Raw genomic sequence first — 12,023 nt, forward strand, 5'->3', positions numbered from 1 at the left:
GGTAGCTGCCGCAGAGGGCACAGTGCATACCCATGAGCTGGTACGGCCCCAGCCGTTCCAGCGGCGGCAGCGGCTCCCCGTTCACCGCACGCCGCCCCACGGAGAAGCGGTTAAATCCTGCACGACTGATATCTGCCCACCAATGCGGGTTCCGACCCGGATGAGACCACTCCGCGATCAGCCCGTTACCGTGTGCACGCCAAATCGGCGTCCTGCGCAGGTCAGCCGAGCGGCGCCGGCCCCACGGGGCCACCGGCGATGGAGTCGCGGCAGGCCGCGCAGGAGGGGTCCGCGCAGCGCGTCAGTGTCTGGTCGGCCCGCAGCGCGGCGACGGCCGCCGCCAGCGCCCGGGCGGCCGGGTAGGCCGTCCACCGCGAGGCGCGCACCATCCGCGTGGCGGCGCAGTGGCGCAGGTACGGCTCGAACCGGGGGAAACCCTCGGAGCAGGAACCGGCCTCCACCATGAAGACCTCACCGCCGGGCCGCCGCGCCCAGCGGACGAACAGGCGGCGCCCCGAACGCTGTTCCGCCAGATGCAGGGCCGTCATCCGGCTCAGTCCCACGCCCAGCAGCAGCACCGTGCCGCCCGCCGCCGCCAGCGCGCGGACCGGCCCGTAGACGTCGGACGGGCTCTGCGCCGCGGCCAGCCCGGCGGCGAGCGGGCCGACGGCGGCGAAGGAGTCCAGCGGGTGCAGCCCGCGGTGCCCGTCCGCGCGGGCGAGCACCGCGGCCGGCAGCGCCCCCATGGCCGGGTCGACAAGTCCGCAGTCGACGCGGAACGCGTGCCCCGGCGGCCGCGCCGACTCGTCGGGCGGCGTCGCGTAGTCGGTGCCGTTGCGCCCGGGGCGCAGGTGGGCCGGGGCCGCCGCCAGGAAGAACGACTCCGTGAAGGCCGGCACGAGGACAGTGCGCCCGCGCCCGAGCAGCGCGTCGAGCACGCCGTCCGGGCCGCCCTCGACCGGCTCGCCGAACGACCGCAGCGACGCGTGCACCATCACCGGACGACCGGGCGGCAACAGCTCATCGGCCACCGCCGCCAGTTGCGGAACGGAGAGGGTCATGCGCCGCAACGATAGCCTTGGCGCGTGAGCCCTGTTGATCTCGCTCCCGAGGAGGAGCCGGCCCACGGGTCCTGGAGCGGTCCGCGGCCTGCCCCCGAGCCGGTCACGGACGCCACGGAACGGCTGCACCGCCTCGCGGCCCAGGTGCGCGACGAGCTGGCCGGGGCCGGTCTCGGCGGTGCGGCCGTGCGCGTCGCGCGCGGCGGTGTCGACATCGCCTGGCCGGGCGCGTACTGCCCGGCGGGCGCGCAACGGCTGCTCGCCGCGGCCGGCTTCGAGCCGGTGGCGGTGGACGGCGTGCTGCGCGTGACCGGCCGGGCGCGCGGCGATGTGCGGCTGCGGCCGCTGGACGAGGCCCTGCTGCGGCGCCTGCTCGCGGCGGCCGTCGCCGACGCCGACCCGCTGGAGGTGATGCCGCCGGTCGCGGGCCCGCCCGGCTGGACGCGGGAGCGCCGCGAGGCGTTCGTGCGCTTCCACCGCTCCCGTTCGCTGTCGGCCAGGCCGGTGGAGTCCACGTACGCGATCGTGCTCACCGGGCCGGACGGCGCGGGCGACGCGGACGGTGCGGGCGACGCGGACGGTGCGGATGGCGCGGGCGGCGTGGTGGGGGCCGCCCGGCTCGCGCCGGTGACGGAGGAGCCGGGGTCGGTCGAGGCCGGCGTGTGGCTCGGACGCTCCGTGCGCGGGGCGGGGGTGGGCGGCGCGGTGCTGCGGCAGCTCGCCGGGATCGCGCGGGCCGGGGGCGCGGTGCGGATGGTGGCCGAGACGACACCCGACAACATCGCCTCGCAGCGCATCCTGTCCGCGCTGTGCGCGAGCGTGACCCGCCACGACAACGCCGTCACCGCACGCCTCGGCCTGGGCCACGCCCCGTCCTGACCCCTGCCGCGACGTGCGGGAACGTCCCGGCCAGCGTCCCTGACCTGTGACAATTCCACGGTTGAACCACACCAGGACCGCAACTACCGTCAGTGGCGACGTACCGGACGACAACCAGACATGGGGGGCGCATGGCCGGCCTGGCCGCGGAGCACCTGGGTCAGCTGCCGCCTCCGCCACCCGCCCCCGGCGCCGCGGCCTGGCGGCGCGGGCTCGATCCGGCCACGGGCGGCGTGGCGCTGGCCGCCACCGACGTGCACATACCCGGCGCGCTGCCGCTGCTGCTCGTCCGGCACTACCGCGCCGGGACGAAGGCGGGCCGGCGGTTCGGCAGGGGCTGGGGCTCCACGCTCGACCAGTGCCTGGTCCTGCGCCCCGACGGCGTCCGGCTGATCGCCGAGGACGGCCGGGTGCTCGACTACCCGGTCCCCGGGCCCGCCGCGGCCGTGCTGCCGGCGGCCGGGCCGCGCTGGCCGCTGACCTGGGACGGGCGGCCCGGCGGGGCGATGACGGTGCGGCGGCCCGAGACCGGGCACACGCTGCACTACCGGCCCGTCCCGGGCACGGCCGGCGCCGAACTGCCGCTGGTGGAGGTGACGGACGGCCGGGGGAACGCCGTGCGCCTGGCCTACGACGGCGGCGCACCGGCCGAGGTGGCGCACAGCGACGGGCACCGCGTCGGCGTGATCTCGCAGGGGGACGGGCGCGTGGCCGAACTGCGGCTGCTGAGCGACCCCGCGGGGCCGCTGCTGCGCCGCTTCGGCTATGACGCGGCGGGAAACCTGCTCGCCGCGGAGAGCGCCGAAGGCCCGGTGGAGCGTCTTGAGTACGACGTGCGGCGGCGCCTCACCGGCCGGGCGCGCGGCCCGGGGGGCTGGTACCGGTACGCGTACGACGCGTCCGGCCGCGTCGTCCGGGCGGGCGCGGAGGACGGCCGGGCGGCCGCCGTGCTGGCCTACGACGACGCGGAGCGGACGACCCGCCTGACGGACTCGCTCGGGCATACGACGGTCTACACGTTCGACGAGGAGGGGCGGCCGGTCGCCGAGACCGACCCGCTCGGCCACACCACCCGCAGGGAGTGGGGGCCGCACGGCGGTCTGGTGGCGCTGACCGACCCGCTGGGGCGGGTCACGCGCTGGGAGCGCGACGCGCACGGCGCCGTTACCGCCGTCACGCTGCCCGACGGCACGGTGGCCGCCCGCCCGGCGGAGGCCTCCGAGCCACTGCCGGAGCCACCGCTGGAGCCGCCGGTGGAGGAGCCGGGCGGGGAGCCGGGCGGGGAGCCGGGCGGGGAGCCGGGCGAGGACGGACTGCGGCGCGAGCACGATACGGAAGGCCGACTGACGGGCCTCGCGGATGCCGAGGGGAACAGCTGGACCTACACGTACGACGCCGCGGGCCGGCTGACCGGCGAGGCGGATACCGCCGGCCGCGCCCTGCGCCACCGCTACGACGCGGCCGGGCAGCACGTCGGCTGGACGAACGGCGCCGGTCAGCGCGTCTCCCACACCCTCGACGGGTGCGGCCGGCTGCTCGAACAGCGCACCGACAGCGGCATCGCGCGCTTCCGCTACGACGCGGCCGGCCGGCTGATCGCGGCGGCCAACGAGGAGACGGAGCTGACCTGGGAGCGCGATGCCGCCTCCGGCGCGGTGATCGCCGAGACGTGCAACGGCCGCACCGTGCGGTACGCCCACGACGCGCAGGGACGGCGGACCGAACGGCACACGCCGTCGGGCGCCGTGACCCGCTGGGAGTACGACGCGGCGGGCCGCCCGGCGGCCCTGCACGCCGGGCCGGGCAGCCTGGCGTTCGCATACGACGCGGCCGGGCGCGAGATCGCGCGGCGCCTCGGTGACGCCGGCCCGGTCCTGCGGCAGGAGTGGGACGCGGCGGGCCGCCCGGCCGCGCTGGTCCTGCCGGCCAGGCTGCGCCGGACGTTCCACTACCGGGAGGACGGCGCGCCGGTGCGCGTGGCGGACCCGGCGGCCGGCGTGCTCGACATCACGCTGGACACGACCGGGCGGGTGCTCGCCGTCCACGGCCCCGGCGGCACGCAGAAGTTTGGCCAGGACGCGGAGGGCGGACTGGCCGGCGCGACCGGCAACCACCGCTACGACGGCCAGGGGCGCGTCGTGAAGGCGGGGCGGCTCGGCCTCAGCTGGGACGCGCTGGACCGGCTGACGGACGTGGTCACCGCGGAGGGCCGGCACTGGCACTACGTGTACGACCCGCTCGGGCGCCGGGTCGCGAAGCAACTGCTCGACGACTACGGCGCGGTGGTGACCGAGACGACGTACGCCTGGGAGGGCACGAGACCGGCAGAGGAGCGCCGCCCGGACGGCACGGCCACCGCCTGGCACTGGGCCCCGGCCGGCCACCGGCCGCTGGCGCAGACCACGCACGCGCCGGAGGGCGCGGCGGTCTGGCACGCGGTCGTCACGGACCCGCTCGGGACGCCGACCGAACTCCTGGGCGCGGACGGCGCGGTCGTCTGGCGGCGGCGCGCCTCGTTCTGGGGAGCGCCGGACCCGGCGGGCGCTGCCGGCACGGAGGACACGGCGGAGTGCCGGCTCGGCTTCCCCGGGCAGCTCCTCGACCCGGAGACGGGCCTGTACTACCACCTGCGCCGCTACTACGACCCGGTCGCCGCGTGCTACCTCTCCCCCGATCCGCGCCGCGTGGGCCCGGCGCCCTACGCCTATGTCGCGCACCCGCTGCGCGACAGCGCCCCGGAGGGGCTGCCTGGCGGCGGCCCGTGGCCGGGCCGGCGGGGCTGGCTCGACCTGCTGCACGCCGTGGCGGGGACCGGCGCGGGCGCGGCGGACCCGCGCGCCGGGTGGCAGGGCTGAGGCGGGGATCAGACGCCGGTGACGGTGACGCGGAACACCGGGTGGTCGGGGGCTATGCGCCGCAGGTCATCCTCGGAGGAGTCGGGCCCCACCCCGTTGAAGAAGGCGCCGACCTCCGCCTTCCACCGCTTGAGGTAGGCGCGCAGCAGCTCCGGCTTCTGCTCGTCCGGCACCTCCTCGGCGGTGAAGTCCTGCACGCTCTTCCCCAGGAGGAGGCGGCCGCCGCCGGCCGCCCGCATGTTGTGCGTCCACTGGACGTGGCCGCGGGGGGCGACGAGGTACTGACGGCCGTCCACCGTCAGCAGATTGACCGGGGTGGTGCGCCACTCGCCGCTCTTGCGGCCGCGGACCGCGAGGACCCGGGAGCCCCAGATGCTGAGCCCGCGGCGGGTGAGGAAGGCGATGGCGGGGTTGAACAGGCGGCGGGTGATCCAGCCGGGCTTCTTGACGTGGAGAGTGGCGCTCATCGGAACTCCTCGGGGTGCGGCGCGGGGCGCCGGAATGAGTGAGCAGCGCTCGCTTTTGTGAGCACCAGCTCCCTGACGTGTTCCAGCATGCCCCACCCGCCGCTCAAAAACAAGAGCAGCGCTCACTTTGTTGAACGGTGCTTCCGACGGTGGCACACTGGCGGCATGACTGCGATCCAAGGAGCCAGGGAGCGGGCCAGGCGCGAGGTGACCGCGGCGATCAAGTCGGAGGCCCGCGACAGAATCGCGGCGGAGGGCGCGGCCCAGCTGTCGCTCCGCGCCGTCTCGCGCAATCTCGGCATGGCCTCCTCGGCCCTCTACCGCTACTTCCCCAGCCGCGACGACCTGCTGACCGCACTCATCATCGACGCGTACAACGCGCTGGGCGAAGCGGCCGAGGGCCCGCTGGCCTCCGGTGACCCGCCGGAGTCGCCCGCGGAGCGGTGGCTGGCCGTGTGCCTGTCCGTGCGGGAGTGGGCGCTGGACCATCCGCACGAGTTCGCGCTGATCCACGGGACGCCGGTGCCCGGCTACGCGGCGCCCCAGGAGACGGGCGGCCCAGGTACGCGGGTGCCGTTCGCCCTCATCGCGGTGACGCTCGACGCGCACCGCTCGGGCGCGCTCGGGCCCGTTCCCGGCGGCCCGCCGCCGCCCGCGGTGCTCGCCGAGGCGGCGGCACTGGCCGCCGAGCACGCGCCGGGCCTGCCGGCCCCGTCGATGGCGGCCGTCACCGCGGCCTGGGCGCAGTTGACGGGCCTGGTCGCGTTCGAGGTGTTCGGCCAGTACACGCACGTGATCGAGGAGTCGCGCGCGGAGTTCTTCGCGTACACCGTGCGCCGGATGGCCGCGGGGATAGGGCTGCCCTGAGTATGCCGCCGTCCGGCGGCGGCGCGGTGGCCGCCGCCGGACGGGCGGGTGGTGCGGGGAGGTGGTGGGAGCCGGGCGGTCAGGCCGCGTCGCAGACGGCCCCGTTGAGGCTGACCACGGGGGCGCTGTAGACGGCGCCGCTGTTGGTCTGGAAGCCGAAGCTCAGCGTGCCGCCCGCCGGGATGCTGCCGTTGTACGGCGCGTTGCGTGCCGTCACGGTGGTTCCGGCCTGCGTGAGCTGGGTGTTCCAGTGGCTGGTGACGGATTCGCCGGCCGGCAGGCTGAAGGAGACCGACCAGCCGCTGACCGCCTCCTCCACGGTGACGCCGACCTGGACCACGGAGCCCGCGTTCCACCGGCTGGTGACCTGGTAGGTGGCCAGGCAGCCCTCGACCGGGTCGGGGCCGGGGCCCGGGCCGCCGCCCGGCGTGCCGCCGAGGCCGGCGAGCACCCCGTCGTAGGCCGGTTTCGGCTGGTAGCTCTCGTCGTAGAGGCACGCCGCGCCCTGGCCCTCGAAGACGTCGGGTACCCAGGAGTCTGCGTCACCGAAGCCCCACACGGTCACGCCCGCGCAGCCGTCCACGGCGAGGCAGGCGCTGACCACGCCTTCGAACTGGTCGGCCTGGCGGTCCAGTTCGGCGCTGTCGGCGGGCATGGTGATCCGGATGTCGAGTTCGGTGACGATCACCTCAAGGCCGAGGTCGGCGAAGCGCTGGAGGTTCGACTGGATGTCGCCGGGGATCGAGTCGAGGATCAGGTGGGACTGGAAGCCCACGCAGTCGATCGGCACGCCGTCGGCGAGCAGGCCCTGCACGAGGTCGTACATGCCGTTGCTCTTGGCGTTGGCACCCTCGATGTTGTAGTCGTTGATGCAGAGCTTGGCGTTCGGGTCGGCGGCGTCCGCCGTGCGGAACGCGTTGGCGATGTACTCCTCGCCGATGGTCTGCTGGAAGACCGACTGGCGGAAGGTGCCGTCCTCGTTGAATGCCTCGTTGACCACGTCCCAGTAGGCGATGTCGCCCTCGTAGTGGTCCATCACGGTGGTGATGTGCTCGTCCGTGATCTCGGTCAGCTCGGCCGCGTCGAAGCCGCCGTTTTCCACCCAGTCCGGGAGCTGGCTGTGCCAGACGAGGGTGTGGCCCCAGACCTGCTGGTCGTTCGCCTGCGCGAAGTCCACCAGCCGGTCGCCCGCGGCGAAGTTGAACGAGCCGCGGGAGGGCTGGATCGACTCCCACTTCATGACGTTCTCTGCCGTGACGCTGTTGAACTCGGTGCTGGCGATACCGTTGTACGTGGCGTCGCTCAGCCGGTGGTCGGCGATGGCCGATCCGATGAACTTCCCCTGGGCTTCGGCCGCTTCACGCAGCGTTTCGGCTTGGGTGGATGGGTCCTGGGCTTGCGCGCTGCCGTGCATCGCGGCACCGGAGAGCAAAGCACCGGCAGCGAAGACGACCGCGGCTCTGCGCACCAGGGATAGCATGGAGTACCCCTCTCGTTGTCACGCCCCCGCAGGCTGACGGGTCCGTTTCTAAGGGGCACCCTGGGACGCGTCAAGAGTTCCGGAATAATGTCGAAAAACTTCCGGCATCCGGAACACGACAGAAGAGGTGCCCATGACTGGGGAACGTAAAGTCACGATCACGGCCATCGCCAGGGAGGCCGGCGTCTCCGTGCCCACCGTCTCCCGGGTGGTCAACGGGCGCTCCGACGTGGCCCCCGAGACCCGCGCGAAGGTCGAGGAGCTGCTGCGACAGTACGGTTACCGGCGCCGCACCCACGCCCCCGGCGACCGGGCGGCGCTGCTCGACCTCGTCTTCAACGATCTGGACAGCCCGTGGGCCGTGGAGATCATCCGCGGCGTGGAGGAGGTCGCGCACGCGTCCGGCATCGGCACCGTGGTTTCGGCCATTCACGACCGCGCCGGCGCCGCCCGGCAGTGGATGACCAACCTGCGGGCGCGCGCCTCGGACGGGGTGATCCTGGTGACCTCGGCGCTCGAACCGGTCCTGCACAAGGAGTTGCACCGGCTCGGCGTGCCGATCGTCGTGGTCGACCCGGCCGGCGCGCCGGCGCTCGCCGCGCCGACGGTGGGCGCGACCAACTGGGCGGGCGGCCTGGCCGCCACCGAGCACCTGCTCCAGCTCGGCCACCGCCGCATCGGTTTCATCGCGGGCCCGCCGCGGCTGTTGTGCAGCCGGGCGCGGCTCGACGGCTACCGGGCGGCGCTGGAGTCGGCGGGGGTGGCGCCGGACGAGGAGCTGACCGTGCCGGGCGACTTCTACCACGAGGCCGGGTTCACCGGCTGCCGGCGGCTGATGGATCTGGCCGAGCCGCCGACGGCGGTCTTCGCCGCCAGCGACCAGATGGCGATGGGCGCGGTCGAGGCGCTGCGGCAGCGCGGGCTGCGGGTGCCGCAGGACGTGAGCATCGTCGGCTTCGACGATCTTCCGGAAATGCGGTGGTCGGCTCCGCCGCTCACCACGGTGCGCCAGCCGCTCGCGGAGATGGGCAAGGTGGCCGCGCGCACGGTGCTCCGCCAGGCCCGCGGGGAGGAAATCGACTCGCCTCGCGTGGAGTTGGCCACCGAGTTGGTGGTCCGCGCGTCGACGGCGCCGCCGCCGGCCGCGGCTTGATCGGGTCCCTTAACCGACTTGTTGCCGTCCGCCCCGTTGACGCGGCCGCCACGGGGCCGTAATTTCCTTCGGCACCTGCCCGATAATTTTCGGCGAGTTTCCGGAAGGTGAGCGATGCGAAGCCTCAACCCGTGGCGACCCCGGCGGACCAGAACCCTCGCGGTGACGGCAGCGTTCGCGCTGACCGCACCCGTCCTCGCGGCCTGCGGCAGTGAAGGACCCGGGGGCGGCGGCGGCAACGCCCTTGAGGTCTGGACCTACCAGGACGGATCGTCCACGATTCAGGAGGAGTTCGTCGAGCAGTTCAACGAGACCTCCGACATCGACATCAACCTCACCCAGGTCCCCGGCGAGAATTACCAGGACCGCATGCGAACGGCCATGGGCAGCTCCAACGCCCCGGACATCTTCTTCAACTGGGGCGGCGGCAGCATCAGCGACTTCGTCGCCGAGGACATGCTCGTCGACCTCACCGACACCCTCGCCGAGGACGAGGAGTTCCAGGGCGCCTTCCTCCCCACCATCCTCGACGCCGGAACGGTGGACGGCCGCTACTACGGCATACCCATGCGCGGCGTGCAGACCGTTACTCTCTTCTACAACCAGCGGATCTTCGACGAGGCGGGCGTCCAGCCCCCGGAAACCCTCGACGACCTCTTCTCGCTCGTCGAGACCTTCCAGGAGCAGGACATCACGCCCGCCGCGCTGGCCGGGGCCGACGCCTGGACCGAGCTGATGTGGATCGAGTACCTGCTCGACCGCCAGGGCGGGCACGAGATCTTCGAACGCATCCGCAACGGCGACTCCTCCGCCTGGGGCGAGCCGGCCGCCCTCGAAGCGATCGAGACCGCCGTCGAGCTGGTCGACGCCGGGGCCTTCGGCAACGACTTCCGCTCCGTCAGCTACACCACCGACGGCGCCTCCACCTTCTTCGCCCAGGGCGAGGCCGCCATGCACCTGATGGGCAACTGGGAGTTCTCCAACCAGCTGACCAACCAGCCGGAGTTCGCCGAGAACGAGCTGGCCTGGACCACGTTCCCCGTCATCGAGGGCGGCGCCGGCGACCCCTCCGCCGTCGTGGGCAACCCGACCAACTACTGGTCCGTCAACTCACAGGTCGAGGGTGAACGCCTCGACGCCGCCATCGAGTTCCTCAAGGTGCACGCCACCGAGGAATACGCACAGGCGCTGATCGACAACGGCGACATCCCGGCCACCACCAACGCCGAGAGCCTGATCGCCTCCAGCCCCGTCCCCGAATACGCGCAGGACCAGTGGGACATGATCTCCGGGGCCTCCTCCTTCACCCTCTCCTGGGACCAGGCGCTGCCCGCCGGGCAGGCCGCGCCGCTCATCGACAACATCGAGCAGTTGTTCAGCGGTCAGCTCAGCCCGCAGGACTTCATCGAAGCCGCACAGGCCCTGTAGGGACCCCGTGAAGCTCGATAAGAACCCCAGCGCACCGCGCACCGGTCGCCCAGGCATCGCCTGGGCGATTCCGGGCGCCCTCTTCTTCCTCTTCTTCGCCGGTGCCCCCATGGCGATCGTCGGCTACCTGTCGTTCACCGACTGGAACGGCCTGAGCAACCCCGTCTGGTCCGGCATGGACAACTGGTCGCGGCTCTGGAACGACGACGGCATGCGCAACGCCGTCTGGCTGAGCCTGCTCCTGACCGCCCTGACCTGGCTGACGCAGACGCCCATCGTCCTGCTCCTCGGTGTCTGGGCGGCCGGCCGCCAGCGCAACCGCGCCGTGCTGTCCGCGATCTTCTTCGTGCCGCTGCTCGCGTCCTCCGTCGCGCTCGCCCTGCTGTGGCGCACGATCTTCGACCCGAACTTCGGACTCGCCCCGGACATCGCGAACTTCCTCAACCTGGAGAGCGCCGACCTGCTCGGCTCGGAACGCGGCGCCTTCGCGGCCGTACTGTTCGTCACCGGCTGGCAGTTCGTCCCGTTCCACATGCTGATCTACCAGGGCGGTGCCCGGCAGATCCCGCGCTCGTTCTACGACGCCGCCGCCATCGACGGCGCCGGGACGGTGCGGCAGTTCTTCCACATCACGCTGCCGCAGCTGCGCAACACCATCGTCACCTCGACCGTGCTGATGGTGGTCGGAGCGCTCACCTACTTCGACACCGTGCTCATCCTCACCCGCGGCGGCCCTGGCGACGCCACCGCGATCGTTCCGTACCTCATGTACGACACCGGGTTCAAGGCGTTCGACCTCGGGTACGCCAGCGCGGTCGCGACCGCCCTCGTCGTCGTCGCCACCGCGGCCTCCCTGCTGCTGGTGCGGCTGACCGGGTTCACGAAGATGCGCAGCACCCGGGAGGGACTGTGACCCAGACCATCGACAAGCGCCCGGCCGGCGTCCGGGAGCGGACCCCGGGCGAACGGCCCCGGGCCGCCCGCGCGCTCCGCCTGCGCCGCGCCAACTACCCGGCCGGCGTCGGCGTCCTGGTGTGGCTGGTCATCGTCATGGTGCCGCTGTACATCCTGGTCGCCTCGACCCTCCAGACGCGCCAGTCGTACCTGGACAACGGCCCCCTGTCGCTCCCGACGGAACCCACGCTCGACGCCTACCGGACGGTCCTCGAAAGCGACTTCCCGCGCTACCTGCTCAACACGGCGATCGTGACCGCCTCCTGCGCGGCCATCGCCATCGTGCTCGCGGTGACCGTCAGCTACAGCATCGTGCGCACCCGGTCGCGCGCCTCCCGGCGGATCTTCCAGATCTTCCTGCTGGGTCTCGCGATCCCCTCCCAGGCGGTGATCATCCCCGTCTACCTGATCATCACCGAACTCCAGCTCTACGACACGCTGCTGGCGATCATCCTGCCGACCGCGGCGTTCGCCCTCCCGGTGAGTGTGCTGATCCTCGTCGGCACCATGCGCGACATCGAGGAGGAGCTGTACGAGTCGATGGCTCTCGACGGCGCGAGCCAGACCCGCATCCTGCTCCAGCTGGTGGTGCCCATCTCCCGGGCCGGCATCTCCACCGTCGGGGTCTTCTCCGCCCTCGGCGCGTGGAACGGCTTCCTCTTCCCCCTGATCCTCACCCAGTCACCGGAGACGCGGGTGCTCACCCTCGGCCTGTACGACTACGTCGGCGAGTTCCGCGTCGACATCCCGGCGCTGCTCGCCGCCGTGGTGCTGTCCATCGTGCCGATCTTCACCGCCTACCTCTTCGCCCGCCGTCAGCTGATCAACGGTCTGATGGGTGTCGGCGGCCGCTAGAGCCCCGGGGTCCGTCCCCGGAAC

General features: G+C 73.0%; 10 protein-coding genes. 7 read left to right on the forward strand and 3 right to left on the reverse strand.

The window, feature by feature from the left end; genetic code table 11:
- Positions 1-221: 221 nt before the first annotated feature.
- On the reverse strand, positions 222-1,061 hold the full coding sequence (locus RM779_RS15185) for an AAC(3) family N-acetyltransferase (protein WP_311618224.1): 840 nt from the start codon (positions 1,059-1,061) through the stop codon (positions 222-224).
- A 24-nt stretch (positions 1,062-1,085) separates the two neighbouring features.
- On the opposite strand from RM779_RS15185, the gene RM779_RS15190 reads away from it, so the two are divergent.
- On the forward strand, positions 1,086-1,940 hold the full coding sequence (locus RM779_RS15190; RefSeq protein ID WP_311618225.1) for a GNAT family N-acetyltransferase: 855 nt from the start codon (positions 1,086-1,088) through the stop codon (positions 1,938-1,940).
- Between the two features lie 131 nt (positions 1,941-2,071).
- A complete protein-coding gene (locus RM779_RS15195) occupies positions 2,072-4,795 on the forward strand; it encodes a DUF6531 domain-containing protein (protein WP_311618226.1) in 2,724 nt (907 codons plus the stop codon).
- Positions 4,796-4,803: 8 nt separating this feature from the next.
- Here the strand turns inward: RM779_RS15195 and RM779_RS15200 are convergent, their stop codons facing one another.
- Positions 4,804-5,262 (reverse strand): nitroreductase family deazaflavin-dependent oxidoreductase, encoded by a 459-nt coding sequence (locus tag RM779_RS15200; RefSeq protein ID WP_311618227.1) that lies wholly within the window; start codon positions 5,260-5,262, stop codon positions 4,804-4,806.
- A gap of 165 nt (positions 5,263-5,427) precedes the next feature.
- Here RM779_RS15200 and RM779_RS15205 point away from each other — a divergent pair, with 165 nt between their 5' ends.
- Positions 5,428-6,129, forward strand: a complete 702-nt coding sequence (locus tag RM779_RS15205) for a TetR/AcrR family transcriptional regulator (RefSeq protein WP_311618228.1) — start codon at positions 5,428-5,430, stop codon at positions 6,127-6,129.
- 79 nt (positions 6,130-6,208) lie between these two features.
- Here the strand turns inward: RM779_RS15205 and RM779_RS15210 are convergent, their stop codons facing one another.
- Entirely contained in the window at positions 6,209-7,609 is a 1,401-nt protein-coding gene (locus tag RM779_RS15210) for an endo-1,4-beta-xylanase (protein ID WP_311618229.1), read from the reverse strand.
- A 133-nt stretch (positions 7,610-7,742) separates the two neighbouring features.
- Here RM779_RS15210 and RM779_RS15215 point away from each other — a divergent pair, with 133 nt between their 5' ends.
- The 4 genes from RM779_RS15215 to RM779_RS15230 all read left to right on the forward strand — a co-directional run bounded on the left by RM779_RS15215 (position 7,743) and on the right by RM779_RS15230 (position 11,999).
- Positions 7,743-8,762, forward strand: a complete 1,020-nt coding sequence (locus RM779_RS15215; RefSeq protein ID WP_077061548.1) for a LacI family DNA-binding transcriptional regulator — start codon at positions 7,743-7,745, stop codon at positions 8,760-8,762.
- Between the two features lie 162 nt (positions 8,763-8,924).
- A complete protein-coding gene (locus tag RM779_RS15220) occupies positions 8,925-10,190 on the forward strand; it encodes an extracellular solute-binding protein (protein WP_311618230.1) in 1,266 nt (421 codons plus the stop codon).
- Between the two features lie 7 nt (positions 10,191-10,197).
- Positions 10,198-11,103, forward strand: coding sequence for a carbohydrate ABC transporter permease (locus tag RM779_RS15225; RefSeq protein WP_311618231.1), 906 nt, complete (start codon positions 10,198-10,200; stop codon positions 11,101-11,103).
- Positions 11,100-11,999 (forward strand): carbohydrate ABC transporter permease, encoded by a 900-nt coding sequence (locus RM779_RS15230; RefSeq protein ID WP_394813297.1) that lies wholly within the window; start codon positions 11,100-11,102, stop codon positions 11,997-11,999. Before RM779_RS15225 ends, RM779_RS15230 begins: the two co-directional genes overlap by 4 nt.
- Positions 12,000-12,023: the final 24 nt, after the last annotated feature.

The organism is Streptomyces johnsoniae, assembly GCF_031845565.1.
Classification (GTDB): Bacteria; Actinomycetota; Actinomycetes; order Streptomycetales; family Streptomycetaceae; genus Streptomyces; species Streptomyces johnsoniae.